At 67.9% G+C, this 19322-nt stretch carries 23 protein-coding genes; 2 read left to right on the plus strand and 21 right to left on the minus strand.

Annotated features, from left to right (window positions below; all coding sequences use genetic code 11):
- Positions 1–15: 15 nt before the first annotated feature.
- On the plus strand, positions 16–663 hold the full coding sequence (locus HII36_RS05340; protein WP_173521914.1) for a 3'-5' exonuclease: 648 nt from the start codon (positions 16–18) through the stop codon (positions 661–663).
- A gap of 215 nt (positions 664–878) precedes the next feature.
- Here HII36_RS05340 and HII36_RS05345 read toward each other — a convergent pair whose 3' ends face one another.
- From HII36_RS05345 to HII36_RS05385, 9 genes are read right to left on the minus strand one after another with little or no spacing between them, the layout of a single operon-like run.
- A complete protein-coding gene (locus HII36_RS05345; RefSeq protein WP_173521915.1) occupies positions 879–1139 on the minus strand; it encodes a holin in 261 nt (86 codons plus the stop codon).
- 52 nt (positions 1140–1191) lie between these two features.
- Positions 1192–1488: a hypothetical protein gene (locus HII36_RS05350; protein WP_173521916.1), complete on the minus strand. Its 297-nt coding sequence runs from the start codon at positions 1486–1488 to the stop codon at positions 1192–1194.
- 43 nt (positions 1489–1531) lie between these two features.
- Positions 1532–2494, minus strand: a complete 963-nt coding sequence (locus HII36_RS05355; protein ID WP_173521917.1) for a peptidoglycan recognition protein family protein — start codon at positions 2492–2494, stop codon at positions 1532–1534.
- A gap of 22 nt (positions 2495–2516) precedes the next feature.
- A complete protein-coding gene (locus tag HII36_RS05360; protein ID WP_173521918.1) occupies positions 2517–2855 on the minus strand; it encodes a hypothetical protein in 339 nt (112 codons plus the stop codon).
- On the minus strand, positions 2852–3523 hold the full coding sequence (locus HII36_RS05365; RefSeq protein WP_173521919.1) for a hypothetical protein: 672 nt from the start codon (positions 3521–3523) through the stop codon (positions 2852–2854). Before HII36_RS05365 ends, HII36_RS05360 begins: the two co-directional genes overlap by 4 nt.
- An 11-nt stretch (positions 3524–3534) precedes the next feature.
- On the minus strand, positions 3535–6270 hold the full coding sequence (locus tag HII36_RS05370; protein ID WP_173521920.1) for a fibronectin type III domain-containing protein: 2736 nt from the start codon (positions 6268–6270) through the stop codon (positions 3535–3537).
- Positions 6248–6415, minus strand: coding sequence for a hypothetical protein (locus tag HII36_RS05375; RefSeq protein WP_173521921.1), 168 nt, complete (start codon positions 6413–6415; stop codon positions 6248–6250). The genes HII36_RS05370 and HII36_RS05375 overlap by 23 nt, the downstream gene beginning before the upstream one ends.
- On the minus strand, positions 6415–6888 hold the full coding sequence (locus HII36_RS05380; RefSeq protein ID WP_173521922.1) for a hypothetical protein: 474 nt from the start codon (positions 6886–6888) through the stop codon (positions 6415–6417). Before HII36_RS05380 ends, HII36_RS05375 begins: the two co-directional genes overlap by 1 nt.
- A gap of 2 nt (positions 6889–6890) precedes the next feature.
- Entirely contained in the window at positions 6891–9518 is a 2628-nt protein-coding gene (locus HII36_RS05385; RefSeq protein WP_173521923.1) for a fibronectin type III domain-containing protein, read from the minus strand.
- A gap of 371 nt (positions 9519–9889) precedes the next feature.
- On the opposite strand from HII36_RS05385, the gene HII36_RS05390 reads away from it, so the two are divergent.
- Complete coding sequence (locus tag HII36_RS05390; protein ID WP_173521924.1) at positions 9890–10867, plus strand: hypothetical protein; 978 nt, start codon at positions 9890–9892, stop codon at positions 10865–10867.
- A 210-nt stretch (positions 10868–11077) separates the two neighbouring features.
- On the opposite strand, the gene HII36_RS05395 is transcribed toward HII36_RS05390, so the two are convergent.
- From HII36_RS05395 to HII36_RS05450, 12 genes are all read right to left on the minus strand, one after another.
- Positions 11078–11947, minus strand: a complete 870-nt coding sequence (locus tag HII36_RS05395; RefSeq protein ID WP_173521925.1) for a hypothetical protein — start codon at positions 11945–11947, stop codon at positions 11078–11080.
- A gap of 1 nt (position 11948) precedes the next feature.
- Positions 11949–14318 carry a phage tail protein gene (locus tag HII36_RS05400; RefSeq protein ID WP_173521926.1) on the minus strand — a complete coding sequence of 790 codons (2370 nt, stop codon included), beginning with the start codon at positions 14316–14318 and terminating at the stop codon, positions 11949–11951.
- Positions 14309–14887 (minus strand): hypothetical protein, encoded by a 579-nt coding sequence (locus HII36_RS05405; protein ID WP_217369195.1) that lies wholly within the window; start codon positions 14885–14887, stop codon positions 14309–14311. Before HII36_RS05405 ends, HII36_RS05400 begins: the two co-directional genes overlap by 10 nt.
- A 289-nt stretch (positions 14888–15176) precedes the next feature.
- Positions 15177–15701, minus strand: coding sequence for a DUF7426 family protein (locus HII36_RS05410; protein ID WP_173521928.1), 525 nt, complete (start codon positions 15699–15701; stop codon positions 15177–15179).
- A complete protein-coding gene (locus tag HII36_RS05415) occupies positions 15698–16174 on the minus strand; it encodes a phage tail tube protein (protein ID WP_173521929.1) in 477 nt (158 codons plus the stop codon). The genes HII36_RS05410 and HII36_RS05415 overlap by 4 nt, the downstream gene beginning before the upstream one ends.
- 65 nt (positions 16175–16239) lie before the next feature.
- Positions 16240–16683, minus strand: a complete 444-nt coding sequence (locus HII36_RS05420; protein WP_173521930.1) for a minor capsid protein — start codon at positions 16681–16683, stop codon at positions 16240–16242.
- Positions 16680–17033, minus strand: a complete 354-nt coding sequence (locus HII36_RS05425; protein ID WP_217369196.1) for a minor capsid protein — start codon at positions 17031–17033, stop codon at positions 16680–16682. Before HII36_RS05425 ends, HII36_RS05420 begins: the two co-directional genes overlap by 4 nt.
- Positions 17033–17344 (minus strand): hypothetical protein, encoded by a 312-nt coding sequence (locus tag HII36_RS05430; RefSeq protein WP_217369197.1) that lies wholly within the window; start codon positions 17342–17344, stop codon positions 17033–17035. Before HII36_RS05430 ends, HII36_RS05425 begins: the two co-directional genes overlap by 1 nt.
- Entirely contained in the window at positions 17341–17730 is a 390-nt protein-coding gene (locus HII36_RS05435) for a hypothetical protein (RefSeq protein ID WP_173521931.1), read from the minus strand. The genes HII36_RS05430 and HII36_RS05435 overlap by 4 nt, the downstream gene beginning before the upstream one ends.
- Before the next feature lie 2 nt (positions 17731–17732).
- On the minus strand, positions 17733–18077 hold the full coding sequence (locus tag HII36_RS05440; protein ID WP_173521932.1) for a hypothetical protein: 345 nt from the start codon (positions 18075–18077) through the stop codon (positions 17733–17735).
- Positions 18064–18342 (minus strand): hypothetical protein, encoded by a 279-nt coding sequence (locus tag HII36_RS05445; RefSeq protein WP_173521933.1) that lies wholly within the window; start codon positions 18340–18342, stop codon positions 18064–18066. Before HII36_RS05445 ends, HII36_RS05440 begins: the two co-directional genes overlap by 14 nt.
- On the minus strand, positions 18339–19280 hold the full coding sequence (locus HII36_RS05450; RefSeq protein WP_173521934.1) for a P22 phage major capsid protein family protein: 942 nt from the start codon (positions 19278–19280) through the stop codon (positions 18339–18341). Before HII36_RS05450 ends, HII36_RS05445 begins: the two co-directional genes overlap by 4 nt.
- Positions 19281–19322: the final 42 nt, after the last annotated feature.

The following is a 19322-nucleotide window of genomic DNA, read 5'->3' on the forward strand; positions in this document are numbered from 1 at the left end:
CAGGAGCACACACCGATGCCAGAGCTGCCGTGGACGGACGCCGACCTCGTCGTCATCGACCTGGAAGGCACCGGCGGGCAGGACCGCCGCGACGAGGCGATCCTGGAGATCGCCATCGTCCCCCTGGCCGATGGCCGGCCCGACATGCGCGCCGCGTGGGACACCACCATCAACCCGGGCCGGTGGATCAACCCTCGCCCCTGGATCTCCCCCGGTCTCACCGGGGACGCGCTCGCGGGCGCCCCTACGCTCGACGAGCTGCGCGACACGATCGTGAAGAAGCTGAGCGGGCGCGTCCTGGTCGGCCACAACGTGGGCGTGGACTGGCGGCTCCTCCACCTGCGGCTCCCCGAGCTGGAGCCCGCGGGGCTCATCGACACCGCCGCGCTGACCCGGCACCTGCGGCCGGACATCAAGCGGTGGAACCTGGCCGGGCTGCTCGACCAGTACACCCTCACCGACCACGTGAACGCTCTGGTACCTCATGGCCGGCCGCACCGGGCGCTGTGGGACGCGGTGGGCGCTGCGCTGCTCCTGGCCGAGTTGGTCAGCCAGCTTCCGGACACGGCTGATACCTCACTATCTGTGCTTCAGCATGTCGCCGGGCGTGCGCCGGCAGAGTCGGCGCCTGCGGAACCTGATCAGCTCACACTCGACTTGTAAGGCTTTCCTCCCGGCTGCAGGGCCAGACCCCCGTGATGGCCCTGCAGCACCCGCCCCAGGCTGTCCCCTGCGGCGTTGGCCGTGGGGCGGCGCTTGCGGACCGTCGCCCCACGGCCATTCTTGCGCCGAGAGCTCGACATCTCGCGGAACGCAAAAGAGCGCCCCGCCCCTCCCGGCGAACGGGAGGAGCGGGGCGCTCTGGTGAACAGCATGACCTATCGCTGATCGGCCGGGAGGTCCGGACGCGGCGTGTGCCGAGCCTTCCAACCGGCCAGGGCCGCCAGCGCGGTCGGCACCAGCGGCAGCGTGATCGCCTCGATCCAGTCGGGCAGGAACGCGATCATGCTGGGGTCGTCAGCGACCGCCTGCAGCACCGCCATGCCAGCGACACCGGCGAGGTAAGCCGTCAGGCCCATCGCCTTGACCTTGGTCTCGACCGGCGGCTTAGAGTAGGTGACCTGAGGATCTGCGTGCATGTGCCCCTCCTTCGGGACAGCCCGCCACCAGGGCGGAAGAACGAACGGAAGATCAGGCGCGCGGGGGCCACGACCACTGACCGTGGTCCGAACCCTGCGAGCGCGACGTCGCCCAGTAGGAGTGATTGCCGTCCAGGAACACCTGGAGGTTCACCGCCGTCCCGGCGTCCTCGAAGGTGCGGGTGATGATCGCCGGGAGGACGTCGCCGAGCTTGGCCGGGGAGCGGATGACGCCCTGGCCGCCGAACGACTGCATCGACTCCAGGTTGATCATGGAGACGTCGTGGCCGGACAGCTTGTAGTGAACGATCCGGCCGATCGTCGGCGCGGTCTCGGTAGGGGTGGACACAGGGTGCCTCCTTGGCGGATTGAAGCCGAAAGCGGTACCGCAATCAGCGATTGAACATGGCGATCTTGGCCATGGTCACCTTCTCGACCACCGCCGCGGCGTCGGTCGGGTTGATGATCCGTAGCCGGAGCTGGGTCTTGCTGTTGAGCCCGAACTGGCCACCGATACTGTGCTCCACGCGGCCGTTGGCGTCCGCGCGCACGCTCAGCCGCCAGGCGTCGTCCTCGAACTTCTCGCCGTCGCGGGAGTAGCGTGACCACGCCAGGTCGATCTCCGAACCCGGCTTCAGCCCGCGGACCTTGACCAGGCCGTCCACGATGCACCAGCGAGACTCCTTCGCCAGAACCGCGACGCCGTCCTCGGCGTGGCCGGGCGGGTCATCCGCGTACTCGATGTGCCAGCGCACCGCCAGCGCGCCGCCGGCCGGGGCCTCCTGGTCCTCACCGGCACCCAGAGAGATCACCTCGGGCACGTCTTCCTCCTGCTTGATCGGCGCTCCGGGACTCTTGAGCAGCGCGGCCACCCGCCCTCGGAACGTGTTCATGTTGACGCTGTGCGGGTCCGGCTTCTGGGTGTTGACCTCCTTGTGGCCGCACACCCGAGACGCGGGCAGGTCGAACTCTCTGCACAACTCCGCGCAGAGCGCGTGATAGGCGTCGAGCTGCACCTGCGGCCACGGCGTGCGGCCGTCGTTTTCGGCCTCGATCCCGATGGACGCCCCGTTGCGGTGGTGCGGGCTGGTGCTCGGCGCGTTGTGCCAGCACCTCCCAGCCGCCACGATCCAGATACGGCCGGTGTGCTCCAGCCAGATGTGCGACAGCGGACCACGTAGTCCCGGCCGACCGGCGACCACGACGTGCCGGTCACGCCACCCCGCGGTGTGGTGGCACACCACGCCCTCCACCGTGGGCTGCGGCCCGTGCCCACGCGACCGCCACCCGCCCACCTCCGTCACCGGGAAACCCGTCTTTCGGGCCACGTCGGCGAGCTGCGTCAGCCACGGCATGATCAATCCCCCTTGACTACGATCAGCTTCGGGTGAGCTGAATCAGCGCGATCACCGTGCCCGCCACGGCGACCAGAATGGTGAAGACGGCGATGATCTGCTTGGTCCGGTCGGTGAGCTGCGTGCGCGTCACCGACTCCCGCTCGACGACGTCAAGACGAGCCTCCAACGCTGCGTACCGAGCGTCAGCCGCCGCACGGTCCTGCTCAACCTGCCGGGCCAACTCAGCGTGGCGATCGTCCACTTGGTCGAGCCGCTGCAAGATGAGCTGCGTCAAGCCGTTGTTCTTCTCGAACCCCACCTCGACCAGGCGACGCAACTCCGATAGCGCGAGCGCGACGCTCGGAGCCTCCTCGGTCACCCAGCACCGCCCGGGGCAGGGTGCATCCCCACGAACGTGCCCGGCGGCTTGAGCCCGAACGCCGGCCGCTGCGGCTTCTCCGACGTCGCACGAACCCACTCCACAGCCAGCACCCGTGCCTGCACCCGGGCAGGGTCCAGCCGGACACCGGTCCGCATCGGCGCGAGCGGGTCAGGCTCGGCCACTCGGTCCGAACCAACGTAGGCGAGAGCTGCGGCACGGTGGGCCTGGGGTGCGTCCTCAACGCGGACCAGGTGCTTCTTCACCGCAGCGATCCGCGCCAGGTGAGCCGCACTCCGCTCGGCATCCGGCACGCCCGGCGTCCACCACGCGGGCAGGCCGTGGATCTCCTCCATCAGCGCCGCCAGCGCCGGACTCTGCCAGGCCAGCGGATCGTCCCGGGCCGGCAGGTGCGGCTCGTGCAGAGCGACGTCGATCAGCGTGTCCACGTCGTCCGGGTCGAAGCCGTACTCAGCGCATCGCCACTCGAGCTCCGAGTTCGGCAGCATGCGCAGCCCGTGCGCGCCCGTCGCCGGGGCCACCTGGTAGATCCCCCACAGCGGTTCGCCGCCGTGCGGGACCGGCTGGCCGATCCCGGCCTGCGGGACGAGCAGGTCAGCAGCGGTGTAGGCCAGCTCCACATCCCACGTCTGCCACACCTCAACCATGAAGCCCCCTGTCAGTGGCGGTGAACCCACCAGTAATAGGCCGTAGAACTCGACCAGTCCGTGTTGATCCGGAACCCTGTCTCGCTCGACCAGGTGCAGTACCAGTCGCCCGCAGGATCGTGGCCAGATGATCCGCTCTCAGAGACACCGCGTCGCACGACGGCGACCGGCCCCATGTTGCCGAGCATCGACGCCCCGTAGGAGATCCAGTTCGTCCCGGGCGGCCCGCCCGGCGTCCACACCATCGACCCGGCGAGGATGCCCGCGGTGTTGCCCAGCGCGGTGAAGTCCCACCATTTGCCCACGTGTCTCGTACGGCCGCTGTTATCGAACCAGAAATACTGTTCGCGGCTGCCGTCCTTGAAATACCCGTACCTGGCATAGCCCTCCGCGACCTCCATCAACCCGCCATTCGGATTGGCCAGAGCCGCGTCCCTCACCTGCAACTGCATGAAGCCGGCCGCGATCGTGGTCTGGCTCGCAGCCGTCGCGCCGCTGTTGGTACCGCTCGTGACCTCGAACGTAGCCTCGCCGGAGAACACGTCATCCCGAGTTCGCAGCCGCGTGTAGTTCGTCCCGGACGACGGGTAGAACCGCATCTCAGGAAAGGTCGCCCCAGGCGGCTGCAGGTCCAGGCGCCGTCCGGTCGCCGCCGTCCTGATGTTGCTGCCCGTGATGGTCTTCCCATCGATCGCCGTAGCGGTCAGTCGGGTCGCGTCCACCGACCCGGCGGCGAGCTTGTCGAGCGTGACAGCGTTGGCCTTCAGGTGCGGGGTCTCGATCGCCGAAGCTTGAATGAGCCCGCCCGTGATCGTGTTGGCGATGACAGCGTCGGCCGCGTTCACGGTGCCGTCGATGATGTTCGCCCCGCTGAGTACCTTCCCGATGACGTCGCCGTTGACGAGCGGCTGCGTCGCGATGCTTGCCGCAGTGGAGGGTGCGGACTCGTTGCCGCGCCGGTCCACGGACGTGAAGCGGAACCAGCGTGGTGTGTTGTAGGGCTGGTCCGCGACGAGTGCCGCGCCGGCCGCGCGCAGGTGGTCCACCAGCGTCCACGGGCCATCGGCTGCGCCCGCCATCCATACCCGCACCTGCTCAAAGTCCGACGACATGCCGCCGTTCTGGCCTAGCCCGTCCCAGCCAACCTCGATCACCCCGAGCCGGGTAGACAAGGCTGGCGTGCTCGGCACTGGCGGCGGGGTCGTATCGTCCTCGATCAGCGCCACCACCTGATCGCTGAATTCGCCCTTGGTGCCCTGCGCCACGGCGCGTACTTTGAACGCGTATGTCGTGGCGACGATCAGCGGGGAGTACGACGCCGTGGTGTCGTCGCTGCTGGCGATCAGCCGCCACGGCTCGCCGAGTTGGTTGACCCGGGCGTACAGCTCGTAGCCGTCCACTGTGAGCGCGACCCCGGCGACGTCGGCGGCAACCGCCCCCCAGGTAGCGGTGACCTGCCCGCGAGCAAACCCGTATTCGTCCACGTAGGCGGCGTCGTCGATGATCAGTCCGGGCGGCTTCGCTGCCACGCGTCCGCCTGGCTGCTCCGGAGCTGGTTCGCCTCCGGACCCGCCGGATCCCACCCCGCCGTCGAGGATCCCGGCCGCCTGCCTGGCTAACCTGATTTCGCGTTCCAAGAACCGGTCGTTGAGCACAACGTTGCCGCCCACCTGACCGTCCGACCCCACCGACAAGGTGATCTGCCTCAGCCGCAACGACTGCATCGCCCCGCCGTCGCCCGGCGCGAGCAGGTAGTCCCCCGGCTGGTAATGCTCGAACGGCAGCCACCGCGCCCCGCTGAACAACAGCCCGCGGGTGACCTGCACCCGCTCACGGGCGACACGCTCCAACGCGTTCTGCCCCAGCAACGTCGCGGTCCCGGCGTCCGAGACGCCGTTCTGCGACTGGTAGGTCTCCCAGCGACCCCATGGCGCGACAGCCCCCGGGTTGGTCACCTCCACCGACAGGCCGGCCTCGCCGCCGATCAGGATGGCCGACGCGGCATCCTCCAGCGTGCCCGTGTCGGGTGCCTCGGTGATGTCACGCCCAATCCGCAGGTCCACCGGCGACGAGCCGGACGCCCGGTCAGCGCCGAGCACCGTGTCCGGGTTGTACACCTGCAGCGTGCGGCCCTGCATCCGCCAGTCGATGACGCCCTGCTCGCTCAGGTTGATCAGGACGCTGAGCAGGTCCTTGCCCGGCTCGATGGCCAGCGTCAGCTTCCGCGTCGGGTCCCACGCCTGGTTGTCGCTGTCGCGGGTGTCGGAGAAGTTGTAGGTCAGGCCGGCCAGCGCGCCGCGCGCCTTCCCTTCCTGGATGAACGTCGCGAGGATCGCCCCGGCGCTGACGGCGTTGAACTGGCGCTTGCCGTCCACCATCGACCCGTTGGGGTACAGCACGACCTTCCGCAGCATCCAGGCCCAGCCCGGCAGATCGTAGGAGCGGGCCCCAGCCCGGTCGGTCTCGTCGCCACCCCGCTTGATCCGCAGAAACCGCGCGTTCGGCGGCTCCACCCACGGGCCGCCGTCCGCCGCGTACTCCACCGCGACCTCGCAGTGCTCGGCGATGAGGTGGGCGTTCAGCCCAGCCGCCGGGTAGGTCGCCCTGAGGCTGGGCACGTCGTTCAGCGGGGTGGCCAGCTCGAAGCCGCTGTGCTGAGGGAGCGTACCGAGCCGCACGTCATTGGGCGCGTAAGCCACCAGCCGCAGCGCGAACTTCGTGGGCTCACCTGGGATGATCACCTGCACGGCTGGCCCCCTTCAGATCGTTGATCTCGTCGCGCTGTTGGTCGATGGCCGCTGAAAGCAGCGCGTTCTCGTACACCAGCTCCTCAACTCGCGCGCGCAGCGCTGCGATGATCCGGCCCGTGTCCACCACGAGGTCTTGCCGCATTACGCTCCTGTCTGCAGAAGCGCCCGCTGCTGTTCCAGGCGCGTGGCCGCGGCCTTCACCGGGTCGATCCGCACGTACGACCGCAGCGGGGCGAGCACGTCGGCTGCCTTCCGCGCGGCCGCCGTCCGAGCCTTCGGTACGGCTGTCGCGACCGTCGCGTGGTCGCGACGGCATCGCTCGACCCGCTCCAGCACAGCGGCGCGGGCTTCCTCTCCCGGCATCTGCCATGGGTTCGTCTCGGGCAAGTTCGGCTCGTAGACGGGATGGACAGCGCGGTGCATCAGCACGTCGATCACCTCGTCCGTCGACGCCAGGCCGCACGCCACAGCGGTGGACTCGATCGCCACCTTCGGCAGGAACACCCCGACCGTGACACCGTCGCTGGCCCGGGTCAGCATGATCTCCCATGCGTCGATCCGCCCGGACTCGTCGGCGGTGTCGGTCACCTCCGTGACCTGCCATGCGTCCGGCATCGTCACCTCCAGGCCCAGATATGGAACGTCCGGCTCGGCGCGGGAGACCCAGCGGCCGGATCGTAGAAGAACAGGTCGCCGTTGCTGCGGGAATACAGCTGCATGTTCGTGGTCTGCTCGGCCGTGAACACCACCTTCGGCACGGTCGGGAAGCTGTACCCGAGCACCACCTGGTAGTAGGTGGCGCCCTTCGTCGCCGTGACCGAAATCATGATCAGACCGGAGTCGTCGGCGTACATCCACGTGCCCCGGTGAAGCGTCCCCGCCTGGTCGAGCACAAGGAGCTGGTCCTGCTGCGTCGGGTGCGTCCACCCGATCGACGCCTGCCCCTCCACCGCCGACACCGCGCCGCCGCGCTGCTCACCGTTCGACGGGTTCAGGATCGCTGCCTGCCAGAAGCCGGCCGCGTGCGTCAGGCGGCACATCGCGGTGCCCGGCTGGTTGGTGCCCGACTCCATGATCAGGGTCGCCTCCCCTGTGAAGCGGCTACCGTCGCTGTAGATACGCGACTGGTTGATGCCGCTGCCAGGGATGAACCGGATCTCAGGGGCCGCCGCGCCCGCAGGGTTGACCACCACCCGCGCGCCCGTCACCCCGGACGCGAGCTGACCCACGATGGACACCGCCCCCGTGGCGGCCGAGATGCTGGCGGTCTGCTGGCCGGAGCCGTTGAACGCCGCCAGGCCCGAGCTGTTGAGCTCGACCCGAGAACCGGACGCGCTGCCCGCGACGACGCGGGTGGACAGCGTGAGCACCGCGGCGAGCTTGTCGGCCACCACCGCGCCGGCCTTGATGTGCTGCGCATCGACCGCGCCCACCGCGAGCTTGTCAGTAGTGACCGCGTTCGCGACCAGCGCGCCCGTCGTGATCGACTCGTTCGCGGCGTCGCCCTGGACGAGCTGCACCGCGGCGATCGTCGCCGACGCGGACGGAGCCGACTCGTTACCAGACCTGTCACGAGCGGTGAACCGGAACTGCCTGTCCGCGCCGTACGAGAGGCCCGGCACGAGAATCGCCCCGGCCTCCCCCAGCACGCCGATCTCCGACCAGCCGGGCGCAAGCGGGTCCTGTATCCACACGCGGACGTGCAGGAAGTCCGGCGGCATCGGCGCCGAGCCGACCCCGAGCCCGGACCAGGTCACCCGGACCACGCCGAGCCGCGTGGAGAGCTGCGGGGCGGTCGGTACGGGCGGCGCTTCGTCGTCGTCGGGGATCGTCACCGCCACCTGACTGGAGAACGGGCCGGTCTTGCCGACGTTCACCGCCCGGACCTTGAAGGCGTACGACTCGCCGCTGACGAGCGGCGAGTACGTGGCCGTGGTGTCGCCCGCCGGAGTGGAGGTGACGAGGAACCACGGCTGCCCCTGCTGGTTGATCCGCATGAACAGCTCGTAGCCGCCCACGGTGAGCGCGACCCCTCCGGCATCGGTGGTGACTGCGCCCCATGAGACCGTCACCTGCCCGTGCGGCAGCCCGTGCTCATCGATGTACGGCAGCGGGTTCACCAGCAGTCCGGTCGGGGCCGCCGGCGTGCGCGGCTCGGGCGCTTCCGGGCTCGGTTGCGCCCCTGACCCTCCGTCCGCCGTCGAACCGCCGACGATCCCGGCCGTCCGGCGGGCCAGCCGGATGTCCCGCTCCAAGAACCGGTCGTTGAGGACGAGCGACCCGCCGAGCACGCCTGTCGAGGTGCGCGCCAACGTCACCTGCCGGACGCGCAGCGGCTCCAGAACTCCGCCGTCTCCTGGCGCGAGCACCCGGTCACCGGGCTGGTAGTCCTTCAGCGGCAACCAGCGTGCGCCGGGGATGACGATGCCTCGCGTTCGCTGCACCCGCTCGCGCCCGGCGCGCTCGAGCGCGGATTGCGCGAGGATCGTCGCAGTGCCCTCGTCGGCGATGCCGCCCGCGCCGACGTACTGCTCCCACCGCCCCCACGGCTGCGCTGCAGCGGGGTTGGTGAACGTCTTCACCAGGCCGTGGTCCCCGACGAGCAGCACCGACGACGCCAGATCCTCCAGCGTCGCGTCGTCCGGCGCCTCCGCGATGTCGCGGCCGTATCGCAGGTCCACCGGGGCAGGTCCGGCCGCCAGGTCGTCGTTCAGCGTGTCAGGGTTGAACACCTGCAGCGTGCGGCCAGCCATGCGGAAGTCGCACACGCCCTGCTCGGCAAGGTTCTGCAGCGCCGTCAGCGCGTCCATGCCGGGCTGGTAGTAGATGTTGATGACCTTGTTCCAGGCGTGCCCTGCGCTGTCCTCGTCCGGGTTGAAGTCCCAGTTCAGGCCGGGTACCGCTTCGCGGCCCGGGGCCTTGGCCTCGGCGATGAACGTCTGCAGGATCTCGCCCGCCGTCGCGGAGAGGAACGCCCTCTTGCCGTCCACCAGCGGCACCGCACCGGGGTGGAGCACCACCTTACGGAGCATCCACACGAAGCCGGGCAGCTCGAACCTGAACAGCCCAGTCGAGTCGGAGCTGTCACCGCGGCGCTTGATGCGCAGGAACCGCGAGTCGGGCCCTTCGGTCCAGACGGTGCCGTCGACGCTCCACTCGACGGCGATCTCGCATGGCTGGTGGAGCAGGGCGGCGCCCACCGCGGTGGTGGTGTAGGTCAGCTTGAGCGACGGCACATCGTTCAAGGGCAAACCCGCCTCGAACGTCAGCGGGTGCGGGAGCACACCGAGCCGGCCACCGAAAGGCGCGTAGGCTACGAGTCGAAGATCAAACACCGGCCCCCTTGCCCATTCGATGGTCACGGCTTCGGACAGCCGACGTCTCGCCCTGATTTCTGCAGATTCTCACGGAGATGACTCGCAGCGGCGTACGCTGATCGACAAAGCAGGTTGCGCGCAACCTCACATCGATGGACGCTTCCCTGAGATCATCACCTGCTTAGCGGCTATCAGGTGGTGAAGCTTCTAATTGCACACTTCGGCCGGGTCGGCACATCCGGCATTCTTCGTTGCTCAGCCTTGATACTGCATATCAACGATAGGAGGATCCTCCTGAGATGGCTTCGCCCCACGACTTCATCGCCGCTATCCGGCGCGAGTTAAACCGCCTCGATGCCCACTCCCTCAGCGCCACACTTCTCGCGCATCAGTACAAGATTATGAATCTGGTCGAGAATCCGCCTCTATCGGAGATCTCCGAGGTGGAGGTGATCGAGAATCTTGAGGAAATCGAATGGACTATCTCAAAGGTAGATAGTTCCGCCGCCGATTACGCCAACGAGGTCTCCCTACTACCCGGGTTTGGAGACCGTGACGTTCAAGCCCATCGCTATTCAGCCATCCTCCTAACCCAGAACCTGTTCCGACTCAAGCAGCGGACAGCCAACCTGCTGAATGTGCTGGGCGTTACAGACCATACTGGGCTGCTGGTGCCCGAGACAGAGTGGCTGCACTACCGTCCGCAATCCCAGCCTCCTGCAAGTACGATCGAGGATGAGTTTGCAGATGCGCTAGACGAACTTAGCATCGGCTTCCCGGAAAACATGGCACGGCATGTCCCGTTAGTTCTCTATATCAAACACGGAGACCATCTGGCAGCGCGCCAAGCGATGAGAGACCTTGCTGAGGAGTACGGCAGCACCGAGGAGTTCCCACCCTTAGAAGGGTCGTTCTTTCAGCGGTTCCGCCTCTGGACGCAACGCCGGGGCGCTCAGGAACTTGGCGACGCCATGCGCCGCGTAGCCGAACTACCGCTAGAAGAACAGCAGGCCAACGTTAACTCTCTGAATGCCGAAGCAGTCAGCAAGCTCATCACCGCCCTCGACAACACCGAAACGGCCGCCGGACTCGTTGGCTCCATACTGGTGATCAAAGTCAACGGCGCCATGAACTTTCGCACCTTGACCAATCGCGAGATTATCTACCTCGGCCAGCATCCTGGGCTCATTCGGGATCCCGCGAGCATGCAGGTAGCGCTCGACGCGCTAGCGATTGAGGCTAACGACCCTGTCGAAAGCCGATGGCTGCAAGATTGAGTCAGTAATCAATGCCGATGATCTTGAGCCACAACCTATCCTGCCTCACCATAATCGAGGGCATCGTGATCCTCCCTCTTCACGGCCCAAGCGACCTCCACATGACTCCGCCAGCGTCATGCTCGCCGCCGTGTGACCGCCAGAGCTCGACGCCGACCTCCTGGCGGAGCGGCTGACGGTCGCTGCTGCGCAGAGCCCCGCGCGAGCCGGTCATAGGTAGGCGCGCCGCGCCCTGATCTCCACCTTCGACGAGGCGTTCGTGCTCGTGGCGGCTGTGGAGACCAGCACCGCACGGGAGAACGGGTCGTTAACCGCAACGGATGGCGTCAGGTGCAGCCAGCGGAACTGTGAGCCGGGGCCGATTGCGTCGATCTCCCCGGTCACGTCGTCCCCGCTGGCCAGGTTCCACGTGTCCGTGGTCACCTTCGCGGCCTGCATGCGGCCGCAGTCGATGATCAGCCGCTCCCCCGCCAGCAGGCCACCTGCGCGGAGCACCCATCCGCCCGTTGCGACGTCTCCGATGGACGGCTGCACGGCCGGGCCTGTGAAGCGCAGCAGCGCGTCCACGATGGGCCCGGTCGAGCCGGCGAGGCTGGTGACGGCCTGGGCGAGCTGGTTGGGCGCGCCCTCCCAGGTGGACTCGGTCTCGTCGCGCCACAGCGCGCCCGGCACCTCGACCACTGCGGTGAGTCGGGCGGTTGCGGCGCCGGTGTTGACCTCCGGTTCGGTGCTGGCCGTGATCTGCACGTCGGCGACGCGGACGAGGTTGCCCGCCTGGTAGCGGAGCTTCATCAGTCGGTGCCGCGTCCCAAGGAGCGCCGACAGCGCTTCCAGGTTGCGCTCCATCTGCTCATATCCGCCGTCCGCCCCCGCGGGGGTGGCCGAGCTGACCTTGAAGGCCAGGCCGAACGTCGTGGCCTCCAGGTCGAGGCCGACGACCGGGATGTCCCCGTGCCTGCCCGGCACGCTGACCTTGACGGCCCGCGCGCCGGGCAAGGGCCGCCTCTGCGTCCCCTTCTTGAGTCTCCAGCAGCCGGCCGGATGGTCCAGCGGCACGCCGTCGAGCGAGTAGCTAGGCACCTCAGATCACTCCTATCGCGCCGACGTACTGGAGCGACCGGTTCACGCTCACGCTCGTGGGTTCGGCCTGCGGATAGTGGTTGGTCACGTTGACCACCGTGCGCGACAGTGCCCGGCCGCCGCCGAGTCCTTCGGGCACGTTGACCCCGGGTACTGACAGGTCTGGCATCGCGGTCTTCGCAGTGAGCGCCGCCGCCTTCTTCACGGAGGAGACGACGAGTCCGCGGGTCTTGTCGATGCCGATCGACATGCCACGCATCATGAAGTGCCCGATCTGGGCAAACACGCGTGATGGTGAGTTGATGCCGAGGGCGTCCTTGGCGCTCTTGACGATGTTGGAAAAGAAGCCGCTGACCTTGGCGTACAGGTTGGAGGCCAGCGACTGGAGCTTGCCCCAGAAGCCGTCCACGACCGACTGGGCTACGCCCGCCATTACCGAACCTATGTTCGATACCGCGTTCTTGATCTTGCCTGGCAGATCACGGAAGAAGCCGACCAGCGTGGTTCCGAGCCACCTGCCAATACCGTTGACCAGGTCCGGAATGATGCTGTGCCCGATCAGCACGTTATAGAACCACTGGAACTTGGCGACCACACGTTCGATCCAAGGAACGATGATGTTGATCACTTCCGCGACCTTGACGGCGAAAGTCGCAAAGCCTTGCGTGAGCTTCGTCAGGAGGCCGATCATCGGGGACGACTTCAGGACCTGCTCGACGAACTTGACCGCCAATTCGGTAAAGATCGGGAGAAGAGGCTCAATTGCCTTAAAAAGGGATGAAAAGGCAGGAAAGAGCTGATTCTGGAGAATTGGGACAAGTTCCAGGAAAGGCGGCAGCAATGCGGTGATCACCGTGGCCGCCAATTGTCCCAAAAGCGACAAAACGGGCTCCATGATCGGAGCGAGCGTCGCGAAGGCGGTCGAGATCAGCGACAGAACGGGAGCCAGCGCTTCCGCCAGCGCCGCGATCAGCGGCCCAAGTAGTGCCGCCAGATTCGTGAGCGCGACACCCAGGGCCTGGCCGATAATGCCCGCAAGCTGGCCAATTACAGGAAGTAGTGGAGCGACTGCGGCGAGTGCTGTCGACAGTCCCTGACCCAGCGCGAGCAAGCCCGCCTGCAGCTCAGGCGAAGCGAACGCCTTTGAAAGCATTTCCGCAATTAGCGTCAGTCCAGGACCGAGCGCGGCCAGAGCCGGCCCGAGCGCCGAGACCGCAGCCGCCAGCCCCGGACCCAAGGCCGTCGCGATGGACGCGATGTGCGGCGCGACCTGCGCTGCCGCACCGGCCAGCGCCTTGAAGATCGGCATCAAGGCACTTCCGACAGCCGAAAGGCTCTGGAAGATCGTGACCAAGATCTTCTGGCCCTCAGCGCTCGACAGGAAGGCGTTGAGCTGATCAAGGAGCTGGCCCACCACGCCGAGCGCACCCTGCCCGCCCGACGACATCGCGGTGAAGATCGACTTTATGATGCCGACGACGTCACCAGCGACCTGGCCGAGCTGCCGAAACACATCGACGGCGGTCTGCATCCAATTAAAAGCGGAACCGCTTTTAGCAGCATTTGAAAGAAACTCGCCGAACCTCGTCGCCGCCGAAGCGATACCAGGGGCCAGCCCGGACGAGAACTGGGCACCCACAACCGCGATGTCGCGAAAGCCCGCCAGGACGGGCTCAATGGCAGGCCGCAGCGCGGCGACCGCCGACCGCAGCGACCCGAAGACACTCGTGATCGCCGACACCGTCGCCGAGGAGGACGCGAACCGTGCCACTGCCGCACCAGCGAGACCGAACTCCCCCGCAACGCCCTGCATCCCGCTGCGCAGCGGCCCAACCACGGCGTCCGCGACGGCCCGGATCTGCCCAGCCAGCGGCGCGAAGAACGCGTCCTGCACGGCGGACCGCAGCCCGTCCACGGCCGGCTTGACCGTGCGCAGCTCACGCGCAGCCGCCTGCGCCGCAGGTGACAGCCCCTTCAGACTCTCCTCGAACTTCTTCGGGTCGTCCCCCAGGGCCGCAGAGAAGGCGTCACCGACGCCGGTCAGCGCGATCTTGAGCGTGGCCAGCGCCGCCTGAGTCAGCGCGATCGCACCCGGCAGAGCAGCAACGATCCCGCCCGCCGGGGCCAACGCTGCAGCGAGACCGACCGCGCCCTGCGCGGCCGTCGCCATCGAGGCCGCCAGGAAGGCAGCCTTGAGCGCCGCGCCGGTGAACTGTAGGCCCACCGACCCCGCGCGCTTGGCGAGGCCGCCGATGTCGATGTCGACCTTCTTCGCGGCCTCCCGGACAGAGGACATGAACCGGCGCACCGTGTGCGTGCCCCGATCCCGCACCTCGATCGTCGCGAACAACTCGCCGACATTCAGCGCCACCGGGATTCACCTCCTGAGGTCTGGACTGGGGTGAAGCCAGCGGAACGCTGGTCAAGGACAGCCCGAGCGATGAACTCGGTGTAGGCGGGAGGAATCGCCTGCCGGATCTCCCGGCGGGCGCTGGTCCAGTCGATGCCCATGGCCTGCTGCCACTCGGCGACGGACCCCTTGCCACCGCCTTTGCCGTACACCGCGATGTACGGGCCCTGGTGCCACTCGCCATGGCGGTAGCCGGCGACACGGCCGCGGTGCTGCGGATGCTCGGGCTGCTCGACGCGGATGCCGCCGAGCTCGAACCATCGGTGCCGCAGCACCGCCAGCTCGGGGAACATCGCGCCGCACAGCATCAGGTCCCGCTTGATCGGCGCGGTCGGGACGTTCTCGATCACCCACGGCCGGCCGGTCGCCTCCAGAGCCCGCCGCGTCTCCGCGATGAGGTCCGGGTAGACACGGCGGCCCTGGTTCGTGCCGGTCGTCAACGTCGCGAACGCCTGACACGGCGGCGACGCGTGGATCAGGTCAAACTCATGGCCGTGCGCGGCGATGTACTCGATCGCGTCGCCGCGCACGAACTCATCCCCGCAGTAGCGCGGCATCGGCCGGATATCCACGCCGACGACGTGGACCCCGACGCGCTGGTAGCCGCGAGTCGCCCCGCCCACACCACAGAACGCGTCAAGGACACGCCTCACCGCCGCCCCTCGGGGTCCAGCGAGCGGGCCAGCCGCGAGTCACACGTCAACAGTCCGAGCAGCCGCGCCCGCAGCCACCGCCACGACCGGGTCCGCAGCACGCCCGGCTCGCCGACGTCGATGCCGAACGTCTCGTGCAGGTCCGGCTCGACGAGCGCCCAACGGTTCAGGATGTCGTGCCAGGAGACGGTGCGGCCTTTCGAGACCGAGAGGCCGTCGTCCGGGTCGTAGTAGTCGCGGATCCCCGAGATCGGGTCGATTTCGCCGCCGCGGCTGTCGCCCGGCGCGTCGCCCGATTCGGGGCCGGGGCTTCCCCCGTCGTACCGCCCGAGGCCCACACCTTCGCGGCAGCGTCCTTACCGGCCGCGATCCACACCAGCGCGGTCGCGCCGACGTGCTGGATCTTGGGCCAGCTCACCCCGTCCGCGCGCAGCTCGTCCCAGGTCGGGCCGAGGATGCGCTGGTACAGGTCGCGCTCCTCTTCGTCGTTCAGCACGACCTCGACCAGCTCGGTGAGCTTGGGGTCGTCCACCGCCTGGCCCTGCTCGGCCGCCAGGCCGGCGTGCATGAGCCGCTGGCACAGCAGGCCGACCTCGGCGTCCGGGGCGGGGACGCGATACCACTTCCCGCCCACGGGGAGCGGCAGCGAGTCGTCGAAGAAGTCGTCGAGGTCCTGGAACTGGGTCGTCACGGAGTGGCCACCGGGTTCTCGATCTCGATCGGTGCACCCTGCCCGAGGAGGGTGAAGTTGAAGGGCTCCAAGTCGGTGACCGACCCGCCCTTGGTGAACTCGCTGACGGTGCAGACGCCCCGGTAGGCGTCCGGCGCGCCGTCCCGGCGGTACCACCTGACCGGGATGTTCGCGCCGAAGCCCACCTTCCGGGCGGCCTGCCGGATGGCTTCCTGACCCGGGTCGGCGGTGAACACCGCGGCGTCGGTCCGCTTGCGGCGGCCTTCGGCCTCGATCTGCCAGGTCCGGCCGGTCACGACCGAGGAACCCCAGCCCTCTTCGTCGTCGAAGTCGCCGTCGTCCTCCGTGTTATCGTCCGTGGTCTCCTGGAAGCTGGTGAGGCCCCGCACGGGGAGCCACGTAGGGTTCTCCAGGTCGGGCCCAGTGCCGACGTCGAGCTTCCAGTCCTTCGCGAGCAGGGAACGCAGCCCCATGATCACTCCTTAAATGGGCATGCAAAAGCGCTGAAAGCGGAACCGCTTTCAGCAGATGCGTCAGGTCAGCCGCGATGCGGCGACGGGCGATGAGCCATCAGGTCGAAAGAGTCCGCCCGCTCCCACCGGCCCGAGCTGTCGCGGCCGAGCGGAGCGACCAGCGTGCGGCGCGCGAGCAGCACGTGCACGCCCGTCGAGAGCGTGTGATTGGCCAGGCCGTGGATCGCGTCGAACACGTCGTCCGCGAGATCATCCACCAGCCGTGGGTCCGTCTTGGCGCGGAATCGGGCCTGCATCTGCACGGCCGAGTCCGGCTGCTCAACGTCGTCACCGTCCTGGCCCACGCCGTAAACCGCCAGCGCAATCGCGGTGTCCGGCTTGGCCGGAAGACCACCTATGGTGATCGCCGTCTGCTCGTCGGCGTAGATGCCGTTCGGGTTCCAGTCGGCTACGCCGGCCTCGCCGAGCAGGACCGCGAACCCGGTCAGCAGGTCGCGTGTCCAGCTCACTTCAGCACCTCGCGGATCGGCTTGGCGATCAGCAGCTTGACCACCTCCGCCTCCTCCCGGACTGCGCGCTCCAAGAACTTCGGCGTCCGGCCTTCCTTGTGGTGGAGATACAGATCTTCGTGCTGCACCTTCGCGTAGGGCGTGTTGTAGCGGACGACGGCGAGCAGGCTCCTGCGTCGAACGAGGGCCTTGCCCGACCGCTCCAGCGCGCCCTTGTCATGGGGGACGCGCTGGTTGGACACCGCCAGCACATGCTCAGCAGCTAGCCGCAGTCCATCGGCGGCTGCGTTCCGGATCAGCTCGGTGATCTCTTCCTCGCTGATTCGCGAGTTGAAGTCGGCGTTGGCCATCAGCGGCACACCACCTCAACGTGATCCGGCGTCGGCAGCCCGCCGCCGTCGCGGGAGAAGGACGTGATGACGGTGGTCTGCCGTCCGTTGACGGTGACCCTGCTCCCTTCCGGGCAGATGGTGCCCGGTGGGAGAAACACGGTCGTGTCGGAGACAACCTCGGCCCCTTGGGCGTCCCTGACCAGCCTGCGCTCGTCGTCCACGAGGCAGCGGGACTCGAACGCCGGCCCGAACACCGGCCCGTACGCGCCATCCCCCTGAAACGGTTCGATGGTCGCCTTGTGACGCAGCAGCCACTCGGGCAGCATCACCACACGCTCCCGTCGAGGATGTAGCCGGGCAGCAGCCCGGCCCGCTGCAGAATCGACGAGGCGTCCGGGGAGTACCGCGGGGGCGGCGCGTCACCGGCGCCGCCACGTTCCAGCCGGACCGAGCCGATGCTGACCGATTTGAACGCTGCGGCTACGCCGAACTCGTCGCCCACGGCGATCGTCCACGCGACCTGCGCGCACGTCGCCCGCTTCATCGCCGCAGCGTCCTCGGGCCGGGTCGGCAGGCCGGCGTCGTCGGTCGGGTAGATCGAGGCGAACAGCAACTCGTCGACCCGCTCCGACGCGCGCTCCAGCCGCCGCTCGATGTCGTCGGGCGCGGCCTGGCCCGTGTATGCCGTGTAGTCGGCGGCGTTCGCGTACGCCATAGCTACACCGGCAGTTCGAGAACCACGACCGACACGCCGACCGGGTCGGAGTAGTCGATGTAGACCTTGCCGTTGGTCTGCCGGTAGATCGGCTTGAATGCGGGGATCAGCACGTCACCCGTGTTCGCTGGGATGACGTAAGGCTTGTCCACGATGTCCTGGCCGTCCACGGTCGCCGGGATCTGCACCGTCACCGTGCGCGCCGACGCATTGGTGTTCTTCACCCGCAGCATCCGCCGCTCCGAGTGGACGAACATGTGCCCGTCCGCGATGGCCGGCGTGAGCGCGGTGGTGAGGTCCAGTCCCGTGCGCGGCACGGGGACGGCAGTCAGGTCAGTCCTCGCCATTGGGTTCTCCCCCGAATTCCTCGATGAGCGCGGCCTTGCTCAGCGACTTGGCGTCGGCTTCGGGCATGCCGCAGGCGACCGCGTACTCGACCCACACGGCCTTGATGTCGTGATCGGACGGGCGGCCCAGCCCAGCCGGGCCGGGCTCGTCGGCGGGCTCAGGCCCGCCGACGATGCTCCAGTTGTCCAACATGTCCAGGCAGGGGTCCCGCTGTTCGAGCGGGACCACCTGCCCGGTGTTGGAGTTGCGGTAGACGAACGTCACGCCGCCTGCACCCCGTGGATGAGGACGGCCCGGTGGGGGTCGAGCGTCTTGACGCCGTAGAGGCAGTCCACGCTGACGATGTCTTGCTTCTTCGAGATGTCGTAGTCCATCACCACGCGGACGCCGAACCCCTTGTAGCTCTCCACCGCGGCGTTGGCCGCGCCCTGCGGGAGGACGAGAGGCCTGGTCACGAGGGCGAACGCGGTCCTGTGGAAGCCCACGCCGATCTCGGTGTTCGGCTGACCCACCGGCGGCGCCGCGGTCGGGGCATCGATGTTCTGGGTCTGGAAGGCATCGAACCCGAACACGCGCCTGCCCAGGCTCGCCTCACGCAGACCGTCCGTCGTGCCCGACGTGTCAGCCTGGTGGAACAGCGGGTCCGACAGCCACTTCGCCTCGATCTCCGGGCCGACCACCAGGTGACGGTCCGCCGCCGGGACGTTGCGCTGGTTCAGCACGCGCCTGGCGTCGATGGCCGTCTTCGGGTCGTCGTACGGGTGGATCGCGTTGCCGGTCACGCCCGTGATCGGCGCGTTCGCCACGCCGACGCGCTGCACGATGTCGGCGCGCAGCGACAGGATGTCCCGGTCGATCTTCTGGCTGATCGCCTCCATCGCGGGGTTGAGGAGCTGCGTGCCGAAGTCCTCGATCTCCAGCGTGAGCTCTTCCGACGTCACGCTGAAGCTGACGTCGGCGAAGTGGTTCAGCGTGATCGGCACGCTGCCCTCGGACGCGTTCTGGATCTGGATGCCGGTCGCGCGATCGAACTCGTTCGCCGTGAAGACGGCCGGCTTCCGCACGGAGATCGTGTCGCCGACGCGAGAGACGAACTCCTCCTCATAGTCGCGGTGGACGAGCTGCGCCATGACACAGGTCTCGTACAGCGTGGCCAGCGCCGCCTTGGCGATGATCGACGGGGTCAGAAAAGTGTTAGCCATTCGGGCCTTTCAACTCCTTTGGAAGCTAAAAGCGACTCCGCT

Origin of the sequence: Nonomuraea antri, from assembly GCF_013283785.1 — a bacterium.
Taxonomy (GTDB): Bacteria; Actinomycetota; Actinomycetes; order Streptosporangiales; family Streptosporangiaceae; genus Nonomuraea; species Nonomuraea antri.

Excerpts from the sequence above, each read along its gene's own strand:
- HII36_RS05375 (WP_173521921.1), bottom strand. The coding sequence starts at position 6,415 with ATGCGGCAAGACCTCGTGGTGGACACGGGCCGGATCATCGCAGCGCTG.
- HII36_RS05450 (WP_173521934.1), bottom strand. The coding sequence starts at position 19,280 with ATGGCTAACACTTTTCTGACCCCGTCGATCATCGCCAAGGCGGCGCTG.
- HII36_RS05390 (WP_173521924.1), top strand. The coding sequence starts at position 9,890 with ATGGCTTCGCCCCACGACTTCATCGCCGCTATCCGGCGCGAGTTAAAC.
- HII36_RS05340 (WP_173521914.1), top strand. The coding sequence starts at position 16 with ATGCCAGAGCTGCCGTGGACGGACGCCGACCTCGTCGTCATCGACCTG.
- HII36_RS05345 (WP_173521915.1), bottom strand. The coding sequence starts at position 1,139 with ATGCACGCAGATCCTCAGGTCACCTACTCTAAGCCGCCGGTCGAGACC.
- HII36_RS05440 (WP_173521932.1), bottom strand. The coding sequence starts at position 18,077 with ATGGCGAGGACTGACCTGACTGCCGTCCCCGTGCCGCGCACGGGACTG.
- HII36_RS05425 (WP_217369196.1), bottom strand. The coding sequence starts at position 17,033 with ATGGCCAACGCCGACTTCAACTCGCGAATCAGCGAGGAAGAGATCACC.
- HII36_RS05380 (WP_173521922.1), bottom strand. The coding sequence starts at position 6,888 with ATGCCGGACGCATGGCAGGTCACGGAGGTGACCGACACCGCCGACGAG.
- HII36_RS05365 (WP_173521919.1), bottom strand. The coding sequence starts at position 3,523 with ATGGTTGAGGTGTGGCAGACGTGGGATGTGGAGCTGGCCTACACCGCT.
- HII36_RS05355 (WP_173521917.1), bottom strand. The coding sequence starts at position 2,494 with ATGCCGTGGCTGACGCAGCTCGCCGACGTGGCCCGAAAGACGGGTTTC.
- HII36_RS05415 (WP_173521929.1), bottom strand. The coding sequence starts at position 16,174 with ATGGGGCTGCGTTCCCTGCTCGCGAAGGACTGGAAGCTCGACGTCGGC.
- HII36_RS05435 (WP_173521931.1), bottom strand. The coding sequence starts at position 17,730 with ATGGCGTACGCGAACGCCGCCGACTACACGGCATACACGGGCCAGGCC.